Annotated in this window: 21 protein-coding genes and 2 tRNA genes; 11 read left to right on the top strand and 12 right to left on the bottom strand. The window is 73.4% G+C overall.

The genetic code is table 11. The features are described from left to right. Nucleotides 1–122 precede the first annotated feature (122 nt). Together ACZ6NC_RS34700 and ACZ6NC_RS34695 are read left to right on the top strand one after the other, a co-directional pair. Nucleotides 123–1,244, top strand: coding sequence for a GntR family transcriptional regulator (locus tag ACZ6NC_RS34700; RefSeq protein ID WP_465737853.1), 1,122 nt, complete (start codon nt 123–125; stop codon nt 1,242–1,244). Between the two features lie 114 nt (nt 1,245–1,358). Further along, the gene (locus tag ACZ6NC_RS34695; RefSeq protein ID WP_465737852.1) at nt 1,359–2,006 is read left to right on the top strand and encodes a hypothetical protein; all 648 of its coding nucleotides are present in this window, start codon (nt 1,359–1,361) and stop codon (nt 2,004–2,006) included. Between the two features lie 105 nt (nt 2,007–2,111). Here ACZ6NC_RS34695 and ACZ6NC_RS34690 read toward each other — a convergent pair whose 3' ends face one another. Further along, a complete protein-coding gene (locus ACZ6NC_RS34690) occupies nt 2,112–2,897 on the bottom strand; it encodes an SLATT domain-containing protein (RefSeq protein ID WP_465737851.1) in 786 nt (261 codons plus the stop codon). A 461-nt stretch (nt 2,898–3,358) separates the two neighbouring features. Here ACZ6NC_RS34690 and purD point away from each other — a divergent pair, with 461 nt between their 5' ends. The 4 genes from purD to ACZ6NC_RS34670 all read left to right on the top strand — a co-directional run bounded on the left by purD (nt 3,359) and on the right by ACZ6NC_RS34670 (nt 9,538). Then, the gene (gene purD / locus ACZ6NC_RS34685) at nt 3,359–4,606 is read left to right on the top strand and encodes a phosphoribosylamine--glycine ligase (protein ID WP_465737850.1); all 1,248 of its coding nucleotides are present in this window, start codon (nt 3,359–3,361) and stop codon (nt 4,604–4,606) included. A gap of 546 nt (nt 4,607–5,152) precedes the next feature. After that, nucleotides 5,153–6,718, top strand: a complete 1,566-nt coding sequence (locus tag ACZ6NC_RS34680; protein WP_465737849.1) for a hypothetical protein — start codon at nt 5,153–5,155, stop codon at nt 6,716–6,718. 237 nt (nt 6,719–6,955) lie between these two features. Next, entirely contained in the window at nt 6,956–8,497 is a 1,542-nt protein-coding gene (locus ACZ6NC_RS34675) for a N,N-dimethylformamidase beta subunit family domain-containing protein (protein WP_465737848.1), read from the top strand. Between the two features lie 141 nt (nt 8,498–8,638). After that, entirely contained in the window at nt 8,639–9,538 is a 900-nt protein-coding gene (locus ACZ6NC_RS34670) for a phosphoribosylaminoimidazolesuccinocarboxamide synthase (protein ID WP_465737847.1), read from the top strand. A 36-nt stretch (nt 9,539–9,574) separates the two neighbouring features. Here the strand turns inward: ACZ6NC_RS34670 and ACZ6NC_RS34665 are convergent, their stop codons facing one another. From ACZ6NC_RS34665 to ACZ6NC_RS34635, 7 genes are all read right to left on the bottom strand, one after another. Continuing rightward, a complete protein-coding gene (locus ACZ6NC_RS34665; RefSeq protein ID WP_465737846.1) occupies nt 9,575–10,195 on the bottom strand; it encodes a response regulator in 621 nt (206 codons plus the stop codon). 91 nt (nt 10,196–10,286) lie between these two features. Beyond that, nucleotides 10,287–11,498, bottom strand: coding sequence for a sensor histidine kinase (locus tag ACZ6NC_RS34660; RefSeq protein WP_465737845.1), 1,212 nt, complete (start codon nt 11,496–11,498; stop codon nt 10,287–10,289). Nucleotides 11,499–11,573: 75 nt separating this feature from the next. Continuing rightward, complete coding sequence (locus tag ACZ6NC_RS34655) at nt 11,574–12,425, bottom strand: ABC transporter permease (protein WP_465737844.1); 852 nt, start codon at nt 12,423–12,425, stop codon at nt 11,574–11,576. Beyond that, nucleotides 12,422–13,426 (bottom strand): ABC transporter ATP-binding protein, encoded by a 1,005-nt coding sequence (locus ACZ6NC_RS34650; RefSeq protein ID WP_465737843.1) that lies wholly within the window; start codon nt 13,424–13,426, stop codon nt 12,422–12,424. Before ACZ6NC_RS34650 ends, ACZ6NC_RS34655 begins: the two co-directional genes overlap by 4 nt. A gap of 175 nt (nt 13,427–13,601) precedes the next feature. Beyond that, nucleotides 13,602–13,677 (bottom strand) — tRNA-Gly (locus ACZ6NC_RS34645). 39 nt (nt 13,678–13,716) lie between these two features. After that, nucleotides 13,717–13,789: transfer RNA gene (locus ACZ6NC_RS34640), tRNA-Gly, on the bottom strand. A gap of 130 nt (nt 13,790–13,919) precedes the next feature. Then, entirely contained in the window at nt 13,920–14,237 is a 318-nt protein-coding gene (locus ACZ6NC_RS34635; RefSeq protein ID WP_465737842.1) for a histone-like nucleoid-structuring protein Lsr2, read from the bottom strand. A 467-nt stretch (nt 14,238–14,704) separates the two neighbouring features. Here ACZ6NC_RS34635 and purS point away from each other — a divergent pair, with 467 nt between their 5' ends. The 4 genes from purS (at nt 14,705) to ACZ6NC_RS34615 (ending at nt 18,851) form a co-directional block, all read left to right on the top strand. After that, a complete protein-coding gene (gene purS, locus ACZ6NC_RS34630; RefSeq protein WP_030304493.1) occupies nt 14,705–14,959 on the top strand; it encodes a phosphoribosylformylglycinamidine synthase subunit PurS in 255 nt (84 codons plus the stop codon). Next, nucleotides 14,956–15,657 (top strand): phosphoribosylformylglycinamidine synthase subunit PurQ, encoded by a 702-nt coding sequence (gene purQ, locus ACZ6NC_RS34625; protein ID WP_465737841.1) that lies wholly within the window; start codon nt 14,956–14,958, stop codon nt 15,655–15,657. The genes purS and purQ overlap by 4 nt, the downstream gene beginning before the upstream one ends. Continuing rightward, nucleotides 15,657–17,912 (top strand): phosphoribosylformylglycinamidine synthase subunit PurL, encoded by a 2,256-nt coding sequence (gene purL / locus ACZ6NC_RS34620; RefSeq protein ID WP_465737840.1) that lies wholly within the window; start codon nt 15,657–15,659, stop codon nt 17,910–17,912. Before purQ ends, purL begins: the two co-directional genes overlap by 1 nt. A 111-nt stretch (nt 17,913–18,023) precedes the next feature. Then, nucleotides 18,024–18,851, top strand: coding sequence for a sterol carrier family protein (locus ACZ6NC_RS34615; RefSeq protein ID WP_465737839.1), 828 nt, complete (start codon nt 18,024–18,026; stop codon nt 18,849–18,851). Between the two features lie 3 nt (nt 18,852–18,854). Here the strand turns inward: ACZ6NC_RS34615 and ACZ6NC_RS34610 are convergent, their stop codons facing one another. The 4 genes from ACZ6NC_RS34610 to fbaA all read right to left on the bottom strand — a co-directional run bounded on the left by ACZ6NC_RS34610 (nt 18,855) and on the right by fbaA (nt 22,245). Continuing rightward, nucleotides 18,855–19,553 (bottom strand): hypothetical protein, encoded by a 699-nt coding sequence (locus ACZ6NC_RS34610; RefSeq protein WP_465737838.1) that lies wholly within the window; start codon nt 19,551–19,553, stop codon nt 18,855–18,857. Nucleotides 19,554–19,577: 24 nt separating this feature from the next. Then, a complete protein-coding gene (locus ACZ6NC_RS34605) occupies nt 19,578–20,381 on the bottom strand; it encodes a DUF3152 domain-containing protein (protein WP_465737837.1) in 804 nt (267 codons plus the stop codon). 375 nt (nt 20,382–20,756) lie between these two features. Further along, nucleotides 20,757–21,170: a DUF3151 domain-containing protein gene (locus ACZ6NC_RS34600; RefSeq protein WP_465737836.1), complete on the bottom strand. Its 414-nt coding sequence runs from the start codon at nt 21,168–21,170 to the stop codon at nt 20,757–20,759. A gap of 52 nt (nt 21,171–21,222) precedes the next feature. Continuing rightward, nucleotides 21,223–22,245, bottom strand: coding sequence for a class II fructose-bisphosphate aldolase (fbaA, locus tag ACZ6NC_RS34595; protein WP_465737835.1), 1,023 nt, complete (start codon nt 22,243–22,245; stop codon nt 21,223–21,225). Nucleotides 22,246–22,607: 362 nt separating this feature from the next. On the opposite strand from fbaA, the gene ACZ6NC_RS34590 reads away from it, so the two are divergent. Next, entirely contained in the window at nt 22,608–23,330 is a 723-nt protein-coding gene (locus tag ACZ6NC_RS34590; protein WP_465737834.1) for a DedA family protein, read from the top strand. The last annotated feature ends 87 nt before the right edge of the window (nt 23,331–23,417 follow it).

The raw sequence follows: 23,417 nt of genomic DNA, 5'->3' as shown, positions 1-23,417 counted from the left end.
GGCATGCCCCGGCCGCACGGGAACGACATCTTTGAGAAGATGAGCCTTCGTCGTGTTCCAGCCGTTGTCCCACCGGCCTGTCCCGAGGCAGGCCGTCCAGCCCGCCCGAGGAGGTCGCGCGCATGTTCGGCACCGGCTCGGGCGACACCCGCCCCGTGATCCAGCGCAACAGCCTGCGCGAGCAGATCGCCGGCGCGCTGCGCGAGGAGATGATGGCGGGCCGGCTGGCGGCCGGGCGCAACTTCACCGTCAAGGAGATCGCCGAGCTGTACGGGGTCTCGGCGACCCCGGCCCGGGAGGCGCTGGTCGACCTCGGCGCGCAGGGGCTGCTCCGGGCCGAACACCATCGCGGCTTCACGGTGCCCGAGTTCGGCTGGGACGACTTCCTGGAGATCTTCGAGTCCCAGGTGCTGCTCACCGACAGCTACTTCCGCCGGCTCTCCGCCCTCCCGACGCCACCGGACACCAGCGGCCGGCTGCCCTCGCTGCGGCGGCGGGCGGACGCGGCGATACGGGCGGCCCGGTCCGGGAACCTGGACGTGATGGTGGGCTGTGACCGCCGGTTCTGGCAGGAGGCGGCCGGGCTGTTCGGCAACCGCCGGATCGGCGACTATCTGGACTGGCTGCGGGTGCAGTCCTGGATGTTCGCCGCGCCCTACCTGAGGGCGATGCCGATGCTGGAGGGGGTCTGCTGGGACCGCCACGCCGAGCTGGTCGACGCGATCGAGGCGGGGGACCGGGCGGGCGCGCACCGGATCGTCTGCGAGTACAACCTGTTCACCGTGCGGCTGCTGGCCGATCTGGCCGGGCAGCCGGTGGAGTCGGTGGGCGTCCTGCCGCTGCTGACGGCCACGCTCGGCCAGGCGGTGGACGCGGGCCCCGCGACGGACGGGGGGCCGGTGCCGGACACGGGCACGGGCACCGCTCCGGCGGCACCTGCGGAAGCAACGGGTGCGGCACCCGGGGAGGCCGCCCAAGCCGCCCCGGCCGCCTATGCCGCCCCGGCCGGCCCGACCGCCCATGGCGGCTCGACCGCCCCGGCCGGCCCGGCGGAGACCGGTCGCGGCCGGGGCCGGGAGCGCGAGCTGGGCCGGGAACTCGGCCGTGAGCTGGGGCTGGGCCTGGGCCTGGTGCCGCAGCCGCGCTCGGTGCCGTACCGGCGGTTCGGCCGCCGGCCCGCCGACCCGCCGTCCGGCCAACTGCCCGAGGGGCGCCCCGACCCGCACCGCGCGCCGGGCCGGTAGGGTGGGCGGTCGTCGCCCCGGGCGGTCCCTGCACCGACGGTCCCGGTACCGACCCGTCCGCCCGTCGTTCGCCCCGCGAACGGCACCCGCCGCCCGGAGAGGAAGAGCCGGCCCATGGCCTGCGACCTCTGGCTCGTCCCGCTCGTGGACGTGCTGAGCCACAGCCCCGACAACCCCTTCCGGGACGATCTCGCGCTCTACAACGCCGTGTTGACCTCGCGCGGCCTGCCCGAGGTACCGGTCTACCAGTACGTGCCAGGGCTCAGCGGGGCGGTCGAGCCGATAGCCGCCTTCGACTATGACTCGCTGCACTTCCTGCGCCGCGCCTACCTGCTGGGGCTGACCGGCCTGGACATCACGCCGGTGGACGCGCTCGGCGGCGACTACGAGCAGCTGCTGGAGATGTTCGAGAGCAGCGCGGAACAGTCGCACCTGGTCTGGCACTTCGACCACGCCGGGGCGTACGTGCCGATCGAGTTCGCGGTGCCGCTGGTGGACGACGCGCTGCTCGTCGCGGGCGGCCCGCTGGGCTCCAGCCACGGGCTGCTGCGCGAACTGCAGGCCGTCGCGCCGGCGCTGGGCATCGACCCGGCCAACCCGCCGGACCCGACCCGGCCGCTCGGCCCCACCGGCCTGGAGCAGCCGTTCGGCCCGCCGCTGGACGACCTGCACCCCTTCGCCCGGGAGCGGCACGCCTGGGCGGGCCTGTACGCGGCGGCCACCCGGAGCCTCACCCAGGGCTCGATGATCGTCTTCGCCTGAGCCTGAGCCTGAGCCTGAGCCTGAGCGCCTGAGCCCGAGCGCCTGAGCCCGAGCCTGAGCGCCCGAGCCGGTCCCCTCCCGGCCGGCCGGCCGCCCGCCCAAGCCCTAGCGCAGCGGGCCCTCCGGCGGCCGCTGGCGCGGCATGGTGGGCCGGGTGCCCGGCGGCGGCAGGATCCGCACCTGGGCGCCCACGCCCGTCTCGCTGCGGCCGCCCCAGCTGCCGGCGGCCTGGGTGGGCAGCTGGGTCATGCCCGCGCGGAACTCCAGCATCCACTCCGAGGTCTCGGTGCGGACCATGTCCGAGACGTCCTCGCAGAACCGCCGCAGCACCCCGAGGCAGCGCTCGGCCGCCTCGCCGGCGGTGCCCTCGGTGGGGCCGAGCACCTCGCGCACGCACTCCGACGCCCAGTCGAACTGGAAGGCCTCCAGCCGGCGCTGCAGCGCCTGCGCGGTGGAGACGTCCCGCATCCAGCCGGAGGTCAGGCCGAACACCCGGTCCGCGCCGTAGCAGGCGGCGGAGAGCGCCAGGCCGACGTAGCCCCAGCTGGTGGCGTTCGCGACGGTGCCGGTGAGGTCCACCAGCGGGGCGGTGACCCCGCCGACCGCGAATCCGGCCGAGCCGAACCGCAGCAGTCTGGCCCAGCGGCGCTTCCAGATCCGGTCCCGGCGGTACCAGTCGATCGCCTCCACGGCCCGCTCCTCGGACCAGCGGTAGAGCTCCTCCAGCCGCTCGGCGGGCTCGCCCCAGTCTCCCAACGGGAACTGGCGGGTGCTCAGATCGGTCCGGTGGCGGGTGGACGCCGGGCGCGCGACTGTAGCGGCGGGCTGGTCCTCCTCGCCGATCTCCTTGCCCCAGGCACTCTCCTCGGGCTGCATTTCCGGCTGGCTCACCTGTGGGGCTCCCTGTGGCGGGCGGACTGCTGGGTCTGACAGCGCATCGCCCTGACGTGTCGTCGGCCTGGCCGGCCGTGAAACGACGGGTGACGCATCGGACGCGCGACGCCCCGGGGCGCGTGTGGTCGCCCCGGGGACGGCGTACCGGCCGACGGCCGGTGGTGGTCCAACAGCACTTCTTACCGCCAAATGGCTGACCATGGGGGCGCTTCGCCAATGATCGTTACCGGATCCGACCACCGGAAGCCGAGGTGAGCGGGTTGCGGCGGTCGGCGAGATTTCACCCGTCCGAGCGAGGCCCCGGTGACCCGCTGTCCTGACCCGGACACCCCGGGCGTACGACCGGTGCCCGCTCTTGGAGGTTCCTCCTAGGCCGGAAGCGTACGGACGGCTTCCGCTGTAGCTTCCGACGGGACCGGGGGGCAGCCGGAACCGGCCACCGACTACCCTTGCCAACCGTGAAGGTCCTCGTCATCGGCGGCGGCGCCCGCGAACACGCCCTGTGCCGCTCTCTGTCCCAAGATCCCGCCGTCACCGAGCTGCACTGCGCCCCGGGCAACGCCGGGATCGCGCAGGTGGCGACGGTCCACCCGGTCGACCAGCTGGACGGCGCGCAGGTCGCGGCGCTCGCCCGGCAGCTCGACGCAGACCTGGTCGTGGTCGGCCCGGAGGCCCCGCTGGTCGCGGGCGTCTCCGACGCCGTGCGCGCGGCCGGCATCCCGGTCTTCGGCCCGTCCGGCCGGGCCGCCCAGCTGGAGGGCTCGAAGGCCTTCGCCAAGGACGTGATGGCCGCGGCCGGCGTGCCCACCGCCCGCTCCTACGTCTGCACCACCCCGGCCGAGGCCGCCGAGGCGCTGGACGCCTTCGGCGCGCTGTACGTGGTCAAGGACGACGGCCTGGCTGCCGGCAAGGGCGTCGTGGTCACCTCCGACCGCGAGGCCGCGCTGGCCCACGCCGCCTCCTGCGAGCGCGTGGTCATCGAGGAGTTCCTCGACGGCCCCGAGGTCTCGCTCTTCGCCATCACGGACGGCACCACCGTCCTCCCGCTCCAGCCCGCGCAGGACTTCAAGCGCGCGCTGGACGGCGACGAGGGCCCGAACACCGGCGGCATGGGCGCCTACTCGCCGCTGCCCTGGGCGCCCGAGGGCCTGGTCGAGGAGGTCCTGGAGACCGTCTTGCAGCCGACCGTGGACGAGCTGCGCCGCCGCGGCACCGAGTTCTCCGGCCTGCTCTACGCGGGCCTGGCGCTCACCTCGCGCGGCACCCGGGTGATCGAGTTCAACGCCCGCTTCGGCGACCCGGAGACCCAGGTCGTGCTGGCCCGGCTGCGCACCCCGCTGGCCGGCGTCCTGCACGCCTCCGCCACCGGCACGCTGGACCAGCTGGAGCCGCTGCGCTGGGACGACGGCGCCGCCGTCACCGTGGTGATCGCCTCCGAGGGCTACCCGGCCGCGCCGCGCACCGGCGACCCGATCGAGGGCCTGGCCGAGGCCGAGGCCGCCGACGGCACGGCGTACGTGCTGCACGCGGGCACCCGGGCGGACGAGGACGGCCAGGTGCTCAGCGCCGGCGGCCGCGTCCTCTCGGTCACCGCCACCGGCACCGACCTGGCCGAGGCGCGTGGCCGCGCGTACGACGCGGTGGGCCGGATCAGCCTCAAGGGCGGCCAGCACCGCACCGACATCGCGCTCAAGGCCGCCCAGTAGCAGGCGGTTTCGGTGCGCCGCAGGGCGCTGCGTTCGCGGGGAAACAACCCCCATGGACGCAGCGCCCTGCGGCGTTTGCGGGTCAGGAGGGGCCGGAGCGGTTCCGGCGGCCGCCACACCGTTCGGCGGCCGGAATCCAGCCCATCGAGTGACAGCAACCGCATCCAGCTGACGTAACCGCGCGCCCGGCCTTATGGTGCGCTGGTCCGCAGCACCCCGGGCCGTGCCGCTCGCGGCCGCCGCCGGGTAGCGGCGGTCGCGCGGGGGGATGCTGGACGGCGTCCGGCCGGGCGGGCACGCCCGGACCGCTTCGCACGACGCCTCGGCGCGGTCGTCCGGAATTCGGGCAGCGTCACCGGGACGAGTGGAAACCGGCGAGATCCGGAACACCCACCCGGGTACGGGCGTCAAAAATGTCACAAGCGCCAAGCAGCATGTACTACCGGGGATCGGACGCCGCCGTTTCCCAGTCGGAACTGATCGTTTCGAGTCGGCTCAGGGCCCGTCACCGGGTGCCCGAGGGCTCCGAAGGGGGTGCCGCACCGTATGACCGCTTTCGACACCGCGCGCGCTCATGCCCACGCGGTCCTGCGGGTCCGTGGTCTCGCCCTGGCCGCCGCCGCACTGCCCGCCGCCGTCGCGGTGGTGCTGCTCGCGGGCCGGTTCACCGGCCGGCTCGGGGCGCCCGGCGCCTCCGACGCCGCCGCCTGGGACGCCGTCCGCTGGGTGGTCTGCGCGGTGGCCGCCGGCACCCTGCTGGTGGCCGGCATAGCCGCCCGGGCCTACCGCCGGGCCGTCCCGCCGCAGACCCCGGCCATCCCGCTGGAGCGGGCACAGGCCCCCGAGCTGTACCGGCTGATCGACGAGCTGGCCGACCGGCTGGAGGTCCCCGCACCCTCCGCCATCGCGCTCACCCCGGACTGCGACAGCTGGCTGGAGGACGTCCCGCCGGCCCGCCGGGCACCGCGCGACGCGGACGAGCCGCCCGCGCCGGTGCTGGTGATCGGCTCGCCGTTCCTCTGGTGGATGCGGGCCGGCGAGCTGCGCGCGCTGCTCGCCCCGGTGGTGGCCGGCACCGCGGCCTCCGCCGACCCGGACATCGCCGCCGCCCGCCGCTTCCTGCGCGGCCTGGACGCCAGCCTGGACCCGGCCGCCCCCGGGCCGGCCGGAGCCGCTGCGCCCGCCGCGCCCGCCGCCCCGCGCACCCGCCGCCGGGGCCCCGCCGCACTGACCGACCGGATCACCCGCCGGCTGCTCGGCGCCTGCCGCGGGCACTCCGCCGAGCTGGAGCGGGCCGTCGCCGGCTGGGCCTCCGAGCAGGCCAGATCGGTCGACTACGGCCTGCGGATCGCCGCCCAGGAGCAGGTCGGCCTGGCCTACGCCGGCTGGGACCGGCTGCTCACCCGGGTCGCGCTGCCCGCCTGGCGGCTCGGCCGGCACCCCGCGCACCTCAACGCCGGCGTGGTCGCCGCGCTCACCGAGCTGTCCCGGCGCGACCGGCTGGCCGACGGCTACGGGAGCCGGCTCGGCGACCGCCCCGCCTGCGACCTGCTGGAGGAGCCCGGCGTGGTGGACGAGGCCGTCTCACTGCTCGCCGCCGAGCTGTTCTTCGGCCGGCCCGCGTCCGGCGGCTGGCGCGAGCTGGACTGGGCCGACTACCCCGCCGAGGTGGTGGACGCCGGCTGGCGGGCCCGGGCCGCCGCGCTGCAGTCCGCCCTGGACCGCCTGGCGCCGCAGGCCCGCCCCGGCTCCCCGACCCTCACCCGGCTGCTGGTCCGCCTCGCCGAGGGCGACGGCGAGCAGCTGGCCGCCTCGCTCACCGCCCAGCTGGCCCGCACCACGGCCCCCGCACCGCTGCTGGAGCCCGTCCGCACCGGGCGGGACCTCCTGGTCGACCACGTCACCGCGATGGTCTGCTGCGCCGCGGTCGACACCGCCGGGGCCACCCCCGGCCTGGACTGGCTGGACGGCCCGGTGCTGCTGATCGGCGGGGTCCGCCGTACCGACCTGGCCGGCCCGGTCGCCCAGGCCGTGGAACAGGGCCAGGACGGCCCGCTGCGCACCTGGCTGGACGCCGCCGACGTCCGGCTGGAGAAGCCGGTCCGGCTCTAGACCCGGTCCGGCGGCAGGGGCGGCGGGGCGCTCGGCGCCCGCGCTCGCGCCCCCGGGGCGGCCGGGGGCGGCGGGTCTTCGCAGGCCGGAGGCCCTCCCCGGGGCAGGCCGGAAGATTCCCCACCACCAGTTGCTACCGTTGGGTGACACAGCGCCAGCACTCTGTGATGTATTGGACCGCACGCACATCCGGGAGGCACATGCCAACCGGCGAGGGTGCATCTGTGGGAGGGGCGCGTGGGGACGGAACTCAACCGCCGCTGGGAGTCCGGAACGCACGCGTACAGCGTCTCCGACCCCTTCGGCCAGGGCCCGCTGCCCTGGCTGCGCAGCCCCGACCAGTACCTGGCGGGCGCCGAGGGAGCCGTCCCCTGGTACGTCTCGGTGGACGCGCCGGGCCAGCAGCCGCTGGCCGGGTGCACCAGACCCAAGCCGCCGGTCGGCACCCCGCAGGGCGCCAACGACGTGGTGCAGCAGATCAAGGGCTTCGCCTCGGCCGGCATCGTCCGCCCCGGCGGCTCGGTGGACTTCCGGGTCACCGTCAACCCGCCCCGCGAGTTCACCGTCGACGTCTACCGGATCGGCCACTACGGCGGCGACGGCGCGCACCACATGACGTCCAGTCCGCTGATCGCCGGGCTGGCCCAGCCCGCCCCGCTGGTCGTGGGCCGGACCGTCTCCTGCCACCACTGGTGGCACTCCTGGCGGCTGCAGATCCCCGCCCACTGGCCGCCCGGCGCCTACGTCGCCGTGCTGACCACCGGTGACATGCTGCACCGCAGCCACATCCCCTTCACCGTCCGGGACTTCGAGGACCAGGCGCACGCCGCCGAGCTGCTGCTGGTGCTCCCGGACGTGACCTGGCAGGCGTACAACCTCTTCCCCGAGGACGGCCGCAGCGGTGCCAGCCTCTACCACGCCTGGGACGACCAGGGCCGGCTGGTCGGCGAGCAGGAGGCGGCCGTCACCGTCTCCTTCGACCGCCCGCACGCCACCGCCGGACTGCCGCTGCACGTGGGCCACGCCTACGACTTCATCCGCTGGGCCGAGCGGTACGGCTACGACCTCTCCTACGCCACCGCCACCGACCTGCACGCCGGCCTGGTCGACCCGGCCCGGCACAAGGCGCTGGTCTTCCCCGGCCACGACGAGTACTGGTCCGAGCCGATGCGCCGGGCCGCCGAGCGGGCCCGCGACGGCGGCACCTCGCTGGTCTTCCTCTCCGCCAACACCATGTACTGGCGGGTCGAGCTGAGCCCCGCGCCCTCGGGCGAGCCCAACCGGCTGCTCAACTGCCGAAAACGGCAGAAGGTCCAGCCCGGGAGCCCGGCCGCCGGGGTCTCCGGCTCCGCCAGCGCGCTCTGGCGGGACGCCGGCGAGCCCGAGCAGCACCTGCTCGGCCTCCAGTACTCGGGCCGGGTCGCCGCCCCCGTCCCGCTGGTCGCCCGGCACACTGCGCACTGGCTCTGGGACGGCACCGGCGTCCAGGAGGGCGACGAGCTGCCCGGCCTGGTGGCAGGCGAGGCCGACCGCTACTACCCCAAGGTGGCGCTGCCCGAGCACACCGAGCGGGTGCTGCTCGCGCACTCCCCGTACCGGGACCTCGCCGGCCGCACCCGGTACCAGGAGACCTCGCTCTACCGGGCACCGAGCGGCGCGTACGTCTTCGCCGCCGGCACCTTTGCCTGGTCGCCCGCGCTGGACCGGCCCGGCCTCACCGACGAGCGGATCCAGCGGGCCACCGCCAACCTGCTGGACCGCCTCTGCAAGAACGGCTGAGCCGGAGGCCCGTCCTATGCCGCAGGCCGGATCAGGCCCGGGCCGTCGGGGCCGGTGCGGGCGTCCATGACAGACTCAGGGGCAGTGACCTCCCCTTTCGCGCCCCACGCCCGCGAACGACCCCTGAGGACTGAGACGACCTTGAGCGGATTTGTCACCAAGCCCGAGCCGGTCCAGGTGCCCGGCCTGGTCCACCTGCACACCGGCAAGGTGCGCGACCTCTACCGCACCGAGTCGGGCGACCTCGTGATGGTCGCCAGCGACCGCATGTCGGCCCACGACTGGGTACTGCCCAACGAGATCCCCGACAAGGGCCGCATCCTCACCCAGCTCTCGCTGTGGTGGTTCGAGCGGATCGCCGACATCGTGCCCAACCACGTGATCTCCACCGAGGTCCCGGCCGGCGCCCCCGCCGACTGGAAGGGCCGCACGCTGGTCTGCCGCAGCCTGGAGATGATCCCGGTCGAGTGCGTGGCCCGCGGCTACCTGGCCGGCTCCGGCCTGGCCGAGTACAACGCCGACCGCACGGTCTGCGGCATCGCCCTGCCCGAGGGCCTGGAGAACAGCTCCGAGCTGCCCGCCCCGATCTACACCCCCGCGCTCAAGGCTGAGGTCGGCGAGCACGACGAGAACGTCTCCTACGAGGAGACCGCCCGCCGGATCGGCGCCGAGCTCGCCAACCAGCTGCGCCGCACCACCCTCGACGTCTACGCCCGGGCCCGGGACATCGCCCGCGACCGCGGCATCATCCTGGCCGACACCAAGTTCGAGTTCGGCCTGCTCGACGGCGAGCTGGTGATCGGTGACGAGGTGCTCACCCCGGACTCCTCCCGCTTCTGGCCCGCCGATCAGTGGCAGCCCGGCCGCTCGCAGCCGTCCTTCGACAAGCAGCTCATCCGTGACTGGCTGGTCTCCCCGGCCTCCGGCTGGGACCGCCACAGCGAGCTGCCGCCGCCGGAGCTGCCCGCCGAGATCGTCGAGCAGACCCGCGCCAAGTACGCCGAGGTCTACGAGCTGCTGACCGGCACCTCCTGGGCGTAAGCCCCGCGGAACGCCGCCCGCGGGCGCGGCCGGGTCTCAGATCCAGCCGTGCTCGCGGGCGATCCGAACCGCCGCATGGCGGTTCTCGGCGCCGAGCTTGCCGGCCGCCGACGAGAGGTAGTTGCGGACCGTCCCCTGGGAGAGCGCCGCGCGCTCGGCGATCTCGGCGATCGAGGTGCCGTCGGCGGCCAGCTCCAGCACGTCCGTCTCGCGCGGGGTCAGCGGTGTCTCGCCCGCGCTGATCGCGTCCGCCGCCAGCTCCGGGTCGACGTACCGCGCGCCCGCCAGCACCGTGCGGATGATCCCGGCCAGATCCGCCGCCGAGACCGTCTTCGGCAGGAAGCCGCGCACCCCGACCTCCAGCGCCCGCTTCAGATAGCCCGGGCGGCCGTGGCCGGTGACGATCATCGTGCGGCAGTCCGGCAGCAGCCGGCGCAGCTCGGTGGCCACCTCGATGCCGTCCAGGCCGGGCATCTGGAGGTCCAGCACCGCGACATCGGGGCGGTGCGCCTTGGCCATCGCCACGGCCTCCGGGCCGGAGGCGGCCTGGGCGACCACGATGATGTCCTCCTCCAGGGAGAGCAGTGCGGCCAGCGCCCCGCGGATCAGATGCTCGTCGTCGGCGAGCAGGACGCGCACGGGGGCGGTGTCGGTCATCGGGCGGGCCTTCCTACGGTGGCGGGCTTACGGTGGATCGGAGCGGGCGGGTGGGCCGGAGCGAGCTGGTGACTCGGAGCGGGACGGTGGCTCAGAGCGGGACGGTGGCGAGCATCCGGAACCGGCCCGGTCCGGCCTCCGGGACGGTCAGCTCGCCGTCGTGCACGGCCAGCCGTTCCCGCAGTCCACGCAGCCCCGTGCCGCTGCCCTGGGAGGGGATCGGCACCGCCGGCACCCCGTCGTTCTCCAGCTCCAGCACCGCCCGGCCGTCCTCCCGGCGCAGCCGGATCGCGCAGTGGCCCGCCTCGCTGTGCCGCAGCACGTTGGTGGTCGCCTCGCGGATCACCCAGCCGAGCACCGACTGCACGGGCTGCGGCAGCTGGTAGGCGTCCTCGCCGAGGTCGATCTCGCAGACCACGTCGGCGGCGCGGAGCACAGCGCGGGCACCGATCGCCTCGGCGTGCAGGTCCGCGGTGCGGTAGCCGCGGATCACGTCCCGGACCTCGCGCTGCGACTCCTGGGCGATCCGCTGCACCTCGGTCATCTGGTCGGCGGCCTCCGGGCGTCCGCGACGGGCCAGTTGGACGGCGAGCTCGCTCTTCAGCGCGATGGTGGTGAGGTTGCGGCCCATCACGTCGTGCAGGTCCCGGGAGAACCGCAGCCGCTCCTCGGCGACGGCCAGCCGGGACTGCGCCTCGCGGGCGGCATCCAGCTCCGAGACCACGCCCTGGAGCCAGGCGCAGCCGCGGCAGCTGAGGCCGATGATGGCCATCGCGAACAGGTCGCCGACCAGCAGGCCGGCCGCCGTCGGGGCGTCGATCCCGGCCAGCAGCGCGGCGGGGACGATCAGCAGCCGGGCGCCGAGCCCGGCGAGGTACGCCTGCCGCAGCGACAGGCCCACGCTCGCCGGGCCGAAGGCCGAGGACACCAGCGCGGAGACGACCACGGCGGTGAACGGCGGCCCTGTGCGGTTCTCCGCGCCACCGCCGGCCGGCCCCAGCAGCAGGACGGCCCAGGAACCGGCGAACGCCACCCCGCCGGTCAGCAGGAGCCAGCGCAGGTGGTCGGACGGCCGCTTCAGGTAGTGGTCGAGCGAGGTGCGGAAGGCCCGGCAGGCCAGCAGGGTGGTGGCAAGGCCGACGACCACGCTGACCCGGCCGGCGTCGAGGGTCTTCTCCTGCTCGACGGTGGATCCGACGGCCAGCAGGATCGCCATCAGCAGGATCAGCGGCATCAGGTAGAGCGACCAGCGGAGGTAGAACTCGGAGCGCTGCGGCTTGCCGTAGCCCTTCCAGGTACGCATCGGCCCGCGTACGTCCATCTGTTCCGCCCCCGGTTCGATCATGATCGTTGCTTCGCTCTTCCTACCAGAGAAGTCTCAGCGGCGCGGCTCCCAGCGGAAGTAGCGGACCGCGCCCCAGGCCGCGAGGCCCAGCCAGACGGTGCCGGTGACCAGGTGCGGGGCGGCGGTGGCCCAGGTGCCGAGAAAGCCGGTGGCGGCCTCGGAGCCGTCGGTGCCGAACCAGCCGATGCGGATCAGCTGGAAGGCCGGCGTGGTGGGCAGCAGGCGGCAGAAGTCGGCGAGGCCGTCCGGCATGACCTCCAGCGGGAAGAACAGGCCGGAGCCGAACTGGGTGAGCAGCAGGACCGGCATGGTGGTGATGCCCGCGCTCTCGACGGTCCGGGTGAAGGCGCTGGAGACCGCGGCCAGCGCCATCAGGGTGCCGACGACCAGGACCAGCCCGGCGGCCAGCAACAGCGGGTTGACCGGCACGGTCAGGTGCAGGGCGCAGGCGCCGACGACCCCGATGACGGCGCACATCAGCAGGGCGAGGCCGACCGAGGGCACCGCGGTGCCGGCCAGGATCTCGACGTCCCGGGCCTCACCGGTGCGCAGCCGCTTCAGCACCAGCTCGCCGCGGCGGGCCACGTACGCGGCGGTCAGGTTGTAGTAGACGACGAAGGCCAGCACCATCCCGACCGCGCCGTTGACCAGCAGCGAGTCGACGTCGAGGCCGGGGTTGTCCTCGGCCTGCTGGTCGAGCACGCTCTTCAGCCCGCCGACCATCAGCAGCGGCAGCAGCAGGGCGGTGAACAGCGCGGTGCGGTTGCGCAGCAGCAGGACGGCCTCGGCCCGGCCGAGGGCGAGCAGACGGCGGACGGCGGTGCTCCGCGGACCGACGGTGCTCTGCGGGCCGGCGCTGGAGGAGAGGACGGTGGCGGTGGTCATCGGGCGAGTCCGATCAGGCGGCGGCGGGCGGTGGGAGCGGCGGGTGCGTCGGCCGGGGGCTGGTGGGCGGCCTCGGAGGCGATGGCGAGGAAGGCCTCCTCCAGCGAGGCGCTGCGGGCGTCGAGGGCGCCGAGCGCGATGCCGTGGTGGTCGGCCCAGCCGAGCAGCGCGGTGAGGGTGGTCTGGAGCCGGGGGGTGTGGACGGTGATCCGGCGGCCGACCGCGACGACCTCGGCCTCGGGCAGCGGCGGGAGGGAGGCGCCGGAGAACTCGGGGAGTTCGAAGGTGATCCGGGAGGGGCGGCCGGCGATCACCTCGGCCACGGTGCCGGCGGTGACGACCCGGCCGCCGTGCATGATGGCCAGCCGGTCGGCCAGCTCCTCGGCCTCCTCCAGGTAGTGCGTGGTGAGCAGCACCGTGGTGCCCTGGGCGCGCAGCTCGCGGACCAGGCGCCAGACGGCGGCACGGGCCTCCGGGTCGAGGCCGGTGCTCGGCTCGTCGAGGAAGAGCACCTCGGGGCGGCCGAGCAGGGCCATCGCCAGGTCGAGCCGGCGGCGCTCGCCGCCGGAGAGCTGCTTGACCCGGACGTTGCGGCGGGCGATCAGGCCGACCAGCTCCAGGGCCTCGTCCACCGGGCGGGTGCGGCTGGTCATCCCGGCCCAGCTGCGGCCGGTCTCGGCGACGGTGAGGTCGCCGGGGAAGCCGCCCTCCTGGAGCATGATGCCGATCCGGGGGCGCAGCGCGGCCCGCTCGCGGTGCGGGTCGTGGCCGAGCACCCGGACCTCACCGCCGGTCGGGGCGGCGAGGCCCTCGATCAGCTCCATGGTGGAGGTCTTGCCGGCCCCGTTGGTGCCGAGCAGTGCGAACAGTTCGCCCCGGCCGACGGTGAGGTCGACGCCGCGCACCGCGTGGTGGCCGGTGGCGCCGGAGCCGTAGTGGCGGTGGAGGCCGGTGACCTCGATCACGGGCTCGCTCGGGGCGAGGGGCTGGCTCGTTTCCATGCCTCAAGCCTTCTGCCGCCCGGGCGCCGCGGGCAGTGCGCGCCGTCATGAGAACGCGGTGCGGTTACCCGGGTGGGCGGTGACAAATGTCATCGGCCCGGGCTTGCCGGCGGGCCGGGGAAATACGGGCCGGGGAACGCCGAAGGGCCCCCTCGATCGAGGGGGCCCTTCGTGCTGGAGCGGACGACGAGATTCGAACTCGCGACCCTCACCTTGGCAAGGTGATGCTCTACCAACTGAGCCACGTCCGCAGGTCAAACTATTGAGTTGTGCTGTGCTCGCGCACTGCGAGCGGACGACGAGATTCGAACTCGCGACCCTCACCTTGGCAAGGTGATGCTCTACCAACTGAGCCACGTCCGCATGGTGCCTGGTGGGGCACCCGCCGCCTCTCGGGATCTCTCCGTTGCGGCGACGAGGAATACTCTACAGCATCGTTCGGGGTGGTCGCCCCACCCTTTCGGGCAGGTGGGACGACCGGGCTCCGACGGGGTCAGTTCGCCTCGGCGAACTGCTCGTACACGTGCTTGGGGATGCGGCCCCGGGCGGGCAGCTCCATGCCGCGCGACTGGGCCCAGGCGCGTACGGCGGCCGGGTCCGGGGTGAGCGCGGTACGGCGGAAGGACTTTCCGGTGCGGCTCTGGCGGCGGCCGGCCGCGACGAACGGAGCGAGGGCCTCCCGCAGCTTTTCCGCGTTGTCCAGGGACAGGTCGATCTCGTAGGACTTCCCGTCGACGCCGAAGTGGACGGTTTCCGCGGCGGCACCGCCGTCCAGGTCGTCGGAGAGCGTGACGACTACACGCTGAGCCATGGGTGTCAATCCTCTCGGGCAATTCGGCCGAAGGGCGCGGGGTGCGCTCCCGTGGCCTGATGTGCACCACACGCGCAAGCGCATACGGGCAGGCCTGATGGCGTGCCGGATACGCAGCACTTGCCGCAGTAGGTGGCCCTATTCTGCACCCGAAGCGGGTCGAAATCGAAGAGTCCGGCTTTCTTTTCCGGATATTCACGTGTCTTCGCCGGAGTACCGGATACCGGCGCACTCGGCTGGCCGATCTGTCCCGGAGTGCCGGTATTCGGGTGCTCTTCGGCCGTTCTCGTTCGGGGCGCCGAATCCGCAGAAATGGGGTGCCCGCCGGGGTGGGGTACGGGCCCGGAACCCTTGCGGCGTAAGGGTCTCGGGTCTACGCGCGTCGCCCGCCCCGGCCAGCAATCCCGCCCGAAACCCCCGGTAGTCTGGAGTTCCCCCGCCTCACGAAGACACCACCGGGAGTGCCAGTGGCACGCGTCGTAGTCGACGTCATGCTCAAGCCGGAGATCCTCGACCCCCAGGGACAGGCGGTGCAGCGCGCACTGCCCCGTCTCGGATTCACCGGGATCGCCGACGTCCGCCAGGGCAAGCGCTTCGAGCTGGAGCTGGAGGGCCCGGTCGACGACGCCGCGCTCGCCCGTATCCGCGAAGCCGCCGAGACCTTTCTCGCCAACACCGTGATCGAGGACTTCACCGTCCGCGTCGAGGAGGAGGGCAAGTGACCACCCGAGTCGGCGTCGTCACTTTCCCTGGTTCCCTCGACGACCGCGACGCCCAGCGCGCGGTCCGCCTGGCCGGCGCCGAGCCGGTCGCCCTCTGGCACCGTGACAAGGATCTCCACCAGGTCGACGCCGTCGTCCTGCCGGGCGGATTCAGTTACGGCGACTATCTGCGCTGCGGCGCGATCTCCCGCTTCTCCCCGGTGATGGACACCATCATCGAGCAGGCGAAGCTGGGAATGCCGGTTCTCGGTATCTGCAACGGCTTCCAGGTGCTCTGCGAATCGCACCTGCTGCCCGGCGCGCTCACCCGCAACGACTCGCTGCACTTCATCTGCCGCGACCAGAAGCTGCGCATCGAGAACAACGGCACCGCCTGGACCCGGGATTACTCGGCCGGACAGGAAATCGTCGTCCCGCTGAAGAACGGCGAGGGCCGCTTCGTCGCGGACGAGCACGTCCTGGACGAACTGGAGGCGGAGGGCCGGGTGGTCGCCCGTTACCTCGCCCATGGCAACGCCGCCGAGGGGTACGGCAACCCGAACGGTTCGTACCGCGACATCGCCGGCATCACCAACGCCGCCGGCAATGTCGTCGGCCTGATGCCGCACCCGGAGCACGCCGTGGAGCCGCTCACCGGTCCGACCATCGACGGGCTGGGCTTCTTCACTTCCGTACTGAAGCAGCTGGTGAACGCCTGATGAGCCTCGACACCGTCAAGAACGCCGAGCAGACCCCGGACGCCGCCCAGCCCTGGGCCGAGCTCGGCCTCAAGCAGGACGAGTACGTCCGCATCCGCGAGATCCTCGACCGCCGTCCGACCGGCGCCGAGCTCGCGATGTACTCCGTCATGTGGTCGGAGCACTGCTCGTACAAGAGCTCCAAGGTCCACCTGAAGCAGTTCAGCGACAAGAAGCCGCAGAGCGACGCGATGCTCGTCGGCATCGGCGAGAACGCCGGTGTGGTCGACGTCGGCCAGGGCTACGCGGTCACCTTCAAGGTCGAGTCGCACAACCACCCGTCGTACATCGAGCCCTACCAGGGCGCGGCCACCGGCATCGGCGGCATCGTGCGCGACATCCTGGCGATGGGCGCCCGCCCGGTCGCCGTGATGGACCCGCTGCGCTTCGGTGCGGCCGACCACCCGGACACCCGGCGCGTGCTGCCCGGGATCGTCGCGGGCATCGGGGGCTACGGCAACTGCCTGGGCCTGCCGAACATCGGCGGCGAGGTCGTCTTCGACTCCTGCTACCAGGGCAACCCGCTGGTCAACGCGCTCTGCGTGGGCGTGATGAAGCACGAGGACATCCACCTCGCGCAGGCCTCCGGCGCCGGCAACAAGGTCATCCTGTACGGGGCCCGCACCGGCGGCGACGGCATCGGCGGTGTCTCGGTGCTCGCCTCCGAGACCTTCGACGCCACCGGCCCGGCCAAGCGCCCGGCCGTCCAGGTCGGCGACCCGTTCCAGGAGAAGCTCCTCATCGAGTGCACCCTGGAGATCTTCTCCGAGAAGCTCGTCAAGGGCATCCAGGACCTCGGCGGCGCCGGCCTCTCCTGCGCCACCTCCGAGCTGGCCTCGGCCGGCTCCGGCGGTATGCGGATCGAGCTGGACACCGTGCCGCTGCGCGACAACACGCTCTCGCCCGAGGAAATCCTCATGAGCGAGTCGCAGGAGCGCATGTGCGCCATCGTCGAGCCCGGCAAGGTCGACCGCTTCCTGGAGATCTGCGAGAAGTGGGACGTCATCGCCACCGTCATCGGTGAGGTGACCGACGGCGAGCGGCTGGAGATCTTCTGGCACGGCGAGCTCGTCGTGGACGTGCCGCCGCGCACCGTCGCCCACGAGGGCCCGACCTACCAGCGCCCGTACGCCCGCCCGAGCTGGCAGGACGCGCTGCAGGCCGACGCCCCGAGCGCCGAGCGCCTCGCCCGGCCGACCACCGGTGAGGGCCTGAAGGCCGACCTGCTCAAGGTCGCCGGCAGCCCCAACCAGGCCTCCAAGTCCTGGATCACCGACCAGTACGACCGCTACGTGCTCGGCAACACCGTGCTCTCGGTGCCCGAGGACTCCGGCATGATCCGGATCGACGACGAGACCAACCTCGGCGTCTCGGTCGCCACCGACGGCAACGGCCGCTACACCAAGCTGGACCCGTACACCGGCGCCCAGCTGGCCCTCGCCGAGGCGTACCGCAACGTCGCGGCCGGCGGCGCCAAGCCGCTCGCCATCTCCGACTGCCTCAACTTCGGCTCCCCCGAGGACCCGGACGTGATGTGGCAGTTCGCCGAGGCGACCCGCGGCCTGGCCGACGCCTGCCTGGAGCTCGGCACCCCGGTCACCGGAGGCAACGTCTCGCTCTACAACCAGACCGGCGAGGTCGCCATCCACCCGACCCCCGTGGTCGCGGTGCTCGGCGTCATCGACGACGTCACCCGGCGCACCCCGATCGGCTTCGCCGAGGAGGGCCAGCTGCTCTACCTGCTCGGTGACACCGAGGACGAGCTCGGCGGTTCGGCCTGGTCGCAGGTGGTCCACGACCACCTCGGCGGTCTGCCGCCCAAGGTCGACCTGGGCCGGGAGAAGCTGCTCGGCGAGATCCTGATCGCCGCCTCGCGCGACGGCATGATCGACGCCGCGCACGACCTCTCCGACGGCGGCCTGGGCCAGGCCCTGGTGGAGAGCTGCCTCAAGGGCGGCCACGGCGCGCGGATCATCGTGCCCGAGGGCCAGGACCCGTTCGTGTTCCTGTTCTCCGAGTCGGCCGGCCGCGCGGTTGTCGCGGTGCCGCGCAGCGAGGAGCTCCGGTTCAACGACATGTGCACCGCACGCGGCCTGCCGGCCACCCGGATCGGCGTGGTCGACGGCGATGTGCTGGACGTCCAGGGGCAGTTCACCGTCTCGCTGGCCGAGCTGAAGGACGCCCACACCGGCGTCATCGAGGCCCTGCTCGCCTGATCGCCCGCCCCGAGCCGAAGGGCCGCGGCGCGGACCGGAGGCGAGCGGGCGAGTGACTGAGGGGCGGACGGTTCGACTGAACCGTCCGCCCCTCGGCGTATGTTGGGGCCCATGCCTGCCAAGTCCCGTACGTACCAGCCCGCGAAGGTGCGCGCCGCGCTCGCGGGGCAGACCGAGGCGCTGCGCGCCGCCGTCCGCGGGCTCTGTGCCGGCCCGGACGCCGAGCGGCTGCTGGCCCGGCCGACCAGGCTGGGGGAGTGGCGGGTGCGCGAGCTGGTGGCACACCTGGCCGTCCAGCTCGACTGGGTGCCGGCCCACCTGGACGACCCGCTGGAGGGGCGCCCGCCGCTGGACCTGCTGCGCTGGGTGGCCCGGGTGGCCGAGGTCGCGCCGCTGCTGGACGCCGGGGCGCGCGAGCACGCCGGCGCGGAGTTCGCCGGGGACCCAGCGGCGGTGGCGGCCGCCTTCGACCGGGCCGCCGACGCCCTGCTGGCCGTCCTCGACCGGCCCGAAGCCGCCGACCCGCAGCGGCGGTTCGAGATCCGGCTCGGCTCGATGCTGCTCGCCGACATGCTGGTGACCCGGCTGGTCGAGGCGGTCGTGCACGCCGACGACCTGGCCGACGCGCTCGGCCTGGCCGCCTTCCCGCACGACCGGCAGGCGCTGGCCGCCGTCACCCGCCTGCTCGCCGACGCCCTGGCCGACCAGGCACCCGGCGGTGCGGTCGAGCTGCGGGTGCCGCCGTACGCCGTCGTGCAGGCCGTGGAGGGCCCCCGGCACACCCGGGGCACCCCGCCGAACGTGGTCGAGACCGACCCGCTGACCTGGATCCGGCTCGCCACCGGCCGGGCCGACTGGGCGACGGCGGTGGACGACGCGGCCGTCTCGGCCAGCGGCGAGCGGAGCGACCTGCGGGAGCACCTGCCGCTGCTGGGCTGACGGTCAGGCGTGCAGCTGGGCGGCGAGCTTCTCGGTCAGCCGTTGCAGGGCCTCCCCGGTGAGCGCCTTGTCGACGGCGGGCGCCGAGGTGCCCTGGCTGACTATCAGGGCGAGGTCGCCGTGGTTCGTGACCGGGAGCCGGGCGATGCCGACCGAGGCCTCGCCGGGGGTGGTCCCGCTCCCGCCGGGGGCGGGTTGCTCGGTGGACACCTTGACCAGCTGGTCGCTGGTGAGTTGGCCGGCGGCCTGGACGTAGGGCAGGGCAAGGTTGACGGCGACCTTCTCCGCCGGGGCGGCGACGACGGCGATCTCCACCGGGGTCGTTCCGGCGGTGTAGGAGCACCAGACCTGCACGCTCTCGGGCCGCGCCGGGATCGAGGCGACCGACGGGGTCGGGGTCACCCCGGGCGGAAGCGGCTGGGCGGCCTCGGCCGGCACGACATCGACCCGGACCGGCTTGTCCCCGCCGGCCGGGGTGACGCTGCGTTCGATCCCACTGGCCTTCAGTGCCGCGGCCAGGTCGAGACCGAACGGGCAGGACGGCGAGGAACCGAGGCCCTGCGCCGTCGACTTCAGCTTGGCGTAGGAGAGCTTCGCGCCGTCGGCCGGGGCGTCGGACCCGCTGGACGAGCAGGCGCCCGTGCCGAGCAGCAGCCCGGTCGAGGCCAGCAGGGCGAGTGCTGTCTTACGGTCAGTTGTCATCCGGTCAGCCTACGGCGCCCGTTGCTACGGGACGGAGGGACCGCCGAGGTAGCTGCCGTCCGCCGAGTACGGCCAGGCGTTCGGCTCGCAGCCCTTGAGACCGTAGATCTGCTGCATCATCGCGGGCGCCGGCTTGCCCTTGCCCGGGCAGGTCTCGTGGCCGTGGCCGATCCGGTGCCCCACCTCGTGGTTGACGATCAGCGCCCGGTACTCGTCGATCGGTCCGGTGAACTGCGGTGAGCCGGTGTTCCAGCGCTTGACGTTGACCAGCACCTGGTTGCCGACGTTGCAGTTGACCTCGCCGTGGGTGTCCAGTCCGGCCGCGCCGCAGATCTTGTCCACGGTGGCCGGCGAGGCGATCTTCACGGTGAAGTCGTACGCGCCGCTCGCCACCAGCTGGAAGCCGTTCTTGCGGTCGTTGGTCCAGCCCCGCTTGTCGGCCAGGATGCCCTGGACCTGTGCGGCGGCGGCCGCCGGGTCGATCCCGATGCCGTCCTCGACCTCCACCCGGTAGCGGCGGACGGTGCCCTTGCCCACCGCCGCGGCCGCGCCGGGGGCGACGGTGAAGGTGCCCGCGCCCTTGCTGGGGCCCGGGTCCGGGGCGCTGGGTTCGGGAGCGGACGGCTCCGGGGCGGGTGGCGGGGTGGGCTGCTGCGAGGGGGTGGGCGTCGGCGTCGCGGCCGGCGCGGCCGCGGCCCGGGTGCCGCCGTCGGACGGGGCGACCCGGCCCTGGGCGGTCTGCCCGCCGCCGGACGGGGCGGTGGGGCGGTTCAGCACGTAGAGCGTGCCGCCGAGTATCGCCACGGCCGCCACCAGCGCGGTGATCATCCCGGGCCCGAGCCTGCGGCGCTGGCGGCGCCGTCTGCGCCCGCCGCCCGCCTGGCCGTGGCCGGCCCGGCCGCCGCGGGCCCGAGGGGCGGCCGGGCGGGAGCCTCCGGCACGGGACGCCGCACCACGGGAGCTGCGCGCGCGGGAGCCGCGTTGGTCGGGTCGGGCTGCGGGCACAGTGAGGCTTCCTGTCTGACCGTGGGGCCGCGGAGCCTTCGAACTTGTGTGTGCGTCCCCCTCGCCCGGTAACCCTGGCATGGAGGCCTGGTGAATGTCCACATACCGGATATGCAGCCCGATTCGAGACCGCCCCCGCTGCCTCGAAGGGCGGCGGGGGCGGCAGGCTCGGACGCGCTGTGCGCGCGATTCGGGGCGTCAGCCCAGGGTGGCGGCGGCGGTCGGCGAGCTGTCCCGGAGGAACTGCGCGCAGCGCTCCGCCTCCTCCTTCTCCTCGATCGCGGCGGCGGCCCGGCCGAGCGCGTGCAGCGCCCGCAGGAAGCCGCGGTTCGGCTCGTGCTCCCACGGCACCGGGCCGTGGCCCTTCCAGCCCGCGCGGCGCAGCGAGTCCAGCCCGCGGTGGTACCCGGTACGGGCGTACGCGTAGGACTCGACGGTGCGGCCGGCGGCGAAGGCGTCGTCGGCGAGCTGGGCCCAGGCCAGGGAGGAGGTCGGGTACTTCGCCGCGACCTCGGCCGGGGAGGCGCCGCCGGCCAGCAGCTCCAGCGGAGCGGGCTCGGCGGGCAGGTGCGTCGGGGGCGGACCCCCGAGGAGGTTCTGGTGAATGGTCATGCCCCCCAGTGAACCACTGGGGGGCATGAGCGCAGACCGTGCCTTACTTGCCTTACTTCAGGCGGTTGCCGGCCGAGCGCAGCTGCTGGGCGGCCTCCAGCACGCGGGCGGCCATGCCGGCCTCGGCGAGCTTGCCCCAGGTGCGCGGGTCGTAGGTGTTCTTCTTGCCGACCTCGCCGTCGACCTTCAGCACACCGTCGTAGTTCGCGAACATGTGCCCCGCGACCGGGCGGGTGAAGGCGTACTGGGTGTCGGTGTCCAGGTTCATCTTCACGACGCCGTTCTCCAGCGCGGTGGCGATCTCCTCCGCGCTGGAGCCCGAGCCGCCGTGGAAGACGAAGTCGAACGGGTCGGTCTTGCCGTACTGCTTGCCGATCGCGTCCTGCAGCTCGCGCAGCAGCTCCGGCTTCAGGACGACGTTGCCCGGCTTGTAGACGCCGTGCACGTTGCCGAAGGAGGCGGCCAGCAGGTAGCGGCCCTTCTCGCCCAGGCCCAGGGCCTCGGCGGTGCGGACGACGTCGTTGACGGTGGTGTACAGCTCGTCGTTGATCTCGTGCGTGACACCGTCCTCCTCGCCGCCGGTCGGGGTGATCTCGACCTCAAGGATGATCTTGGCGGCGACGGCCTGGGCCAGCAGCTCCTCGGCGATGGCCAGGTTGTCGTTCAGGGTCTCGGCCGAGCCGTCCCACATGTGCGACTGGAACAGCGGGTTCAGGCCCTTGGCCACGCGCTCGGCGGAGATCGCCAGCAGCGGGCGGACGTAGCCGTCCAGCTTGTCCTTCGGGCAGTGGTCGGTGTGCAGAGCGACGGTGATGTCGTACTTGGCGGCGACGATGTGCGCGAACTCGGCCAGCGCGACGGCGCCGGTCACCATGTCCTTGTTGTGCTGGCCGCCCAGGAACTCCGCACCACCGGTCGAAATCTGGATGATGCCGTCGCTCTCGGCCTCGGCGAAGCCGCGCAGGGCGGCGTGCAGGGTCTGCGAGGAGGTGACGTTGATGGCCGGGTAGGCGAACTTGCCCGCCTTGGCCCGGTCCAGCATCTCGTTGTAGACCTCGGGAGTTGCGATGGGCATGCGATCCGCTCCTGTCGGGTTGCGGCGTACGGACGGTGCTGTCCGACGCTGTGTACGCCTTCGTTACGACTCCGGGGCGCCGGCAGCCGAGCGCGGCATTGCGGTGCGGCTCTCCGGTACCTGGGTTCGAGGCGGCCGCCGCGGTACGACAATGAGGGTGTTTGCGACCGCGGTCCGGACGCCCGTGTCATCTTCCCAGACTTGCGCTCCGGGGTCAGCATGCAGCCCGCCAGTCGGGATGACGGCTCCCACGTGCCAGGCGACAGGGTACGAGACGCGCTACGGGGTGCTACGAAAGGATGAGAGGCCTCTCGGCCACCGGGGCGAAGCTTCGGTAAAGACGGGCCCGCTATCCTGCGGCCGTGGACTACAACCAGCTGGCCGTCAACCTGCTCGACGCCAAATCACTGATCTCGTCCCTCGGTGCCATCGGGCTGATCGCGATCATCTTCGCGGAGACCGGCCTCCTGGTCGGGTTCTTCTTCCCGGGGGACTCCCTGCTCATCATCGCGGGCGTCGCCGCCTCGAACGCCGCCTCGTCGGTGCTCGGTGACGGCGCGAAGCTGCCGATCGCGGCCCTGCTCATCGGGGCCCCGATCGCCGCCGTCGCCGGCGCGCAGCTCGGGCACCTGATCGGGGTGAAGGTCGGGCCGAAGATGTTCGACAAGCCCGAGTCGAAGATCTTCCGCCGCGAGTACGTGGTGAAGGCCGAGGAGTACTTCAACAAGTTCGGGCCCGGCAAGGCCGTGGTGCTGGCCCGCTTCATGCCGATCGTCCGCACCTTCCTGAACCCGGTCGCGGGCACCCTGGAGATGCCCGCCCGGACGTTCTTCCTGTGGAACGTGATCGGCGGTGTGCTCTGGACCGAGTCCATGCTGCTCATCGGCTACTTCTTCGGTGACGCGCTCGCCCCGGTGATCGACAAGTACCTGATCCCGGCGGTGCTGCTGATCGTGCTGCTCTCGGTCTCGCCGATCCTGATCGAGGTGCTGCGCGAGCGCCGGAAGAAGAAGGCGGGCGACGCCGGGACGGCCGCCGCGGACGCCGAGACCGTCCAGGCCGGCGGGCGCCACCGCCGCGGCTGAGCCACGGCACGACGAAACGGCCGGGGGCGGGGGGGGTGGGGGAGGGGGGGGGGGGGGGGGGGGGGGGGGGTGGGGGGGGGGGTAGTG

Source organism: Kitasatospora sp. NPDC041988 (assembly GCF_055588525.1).
Note: the sequence above shows the minus strand (reverse complement) of the source record. Positions and strands in the feature narration are given on the sequence as shown.

Excerpts from the sequence above, each read along its gene's own strand:
- ACZ6NC_RS34700 (WP_465737853.1), top strand. The coding sequence starts at position 123 with ATGTTCGGCACCGGCTCGGGCGACACCCGCCCCGTGATCCAGCGCAAC.
- ACZ6NC_RS34695 (WP_465737852.1), top strand. The coding sequence starts at position 1,359 with ATGGCCTGCGACCTCTGGCTCGTCCCGCTCGTGGACGTGCTGAGCCAC.
- ACZ6NC_RS34680 (WP_465737849.1), top strand. The coding sequence starts at position 5,153 with ATGACCGCTTTCGACACCGCGCGCGCTCATGCCCACGCGGTCCTGCGG.
- ACZ6NC_RS34665 (WP_465737846.1), bottom strand. The coding sequence starts at position 10,195 with ATGACCGACACCGCCCCCGTGCGCGTCCTGCTCGCCGACGACGAGCAT.
- ACZ6NC_RS34660 (WP_465737845.1), bottom strand. The coding sequence starts at position 11,498 with ATGCGTACCTGGAAGGGCTACGGCAAGCCGCAGCGCTCCGAGTTCTAC.
- ACZ6NC_RS34655 (WP_465737844.1), bottom strand. The coding sequence starts at position 12,425 with ATGACCACCGCCACCGTCCTCTCCTCCAGCGCCGGCCCGCAGAGCACC.
- ACZ6NC_RS34650 (WP_465737843.1), bottom strand. The coding sequence starts at position 13,426 with ATGGAAACGAGCCAGCCCCTCGCCCCGAGCGAGCCCGTGATCGAGGTC.
- ACZ6NC_RS34635 (WP_465737842.1), bottom strand. The coding sequence starts at position 14,237 with ATGGCTCAGCGTGTAGTCGTCACGCTCTCCGACGACCTGGACGGCGGT.
- purL (WP_465737840.1), top strand. The coding sequence starts at position 15,657 with ATGAGCCTCGACACCGTCAAGAACGCCGAGCAGACCCCGGACGCCGCC.
- ACZ6NC_RS34615 (WP_465737839.1), top strand. The coding sequence starts at position 18,024 with ATGCCTGCCAAGTCCCGTACGTACCAGCCCGCGAAGGTGCGCGCCGCG.
- ACZ6NC_RS34610 (WP_465737838.1), bottom strand. The coding sequence starts at position 19,553 with ATGACAACTGACCGTAAGACAGCACTCGCCCTGCTGGCCTCGACCGGG.
- ACZ6NC_RS34605 (WP_465737837.1), bottom strand. The coding sequence starts at position 20,381 with ATGATCACCGCGCTGGTGGCGGCCGTGGCGATACTCGGCGGCACGCTC.
- ACZ6NC_RS34600 (WP_465737836.1), bottom strand. The coding sequence starts at position 21,170 with ATGACCATTCACCAGAACCTCCTCGGGGGTCCGCCCCCGACGCACCTG.
- fbaA (WP_465737835.1), bottom strand. The coding sequence starts at position 22,245 with ATGCCCATCGCAACTCCCGAGGTCTACAACGAGATGCTGGACCGGGCC.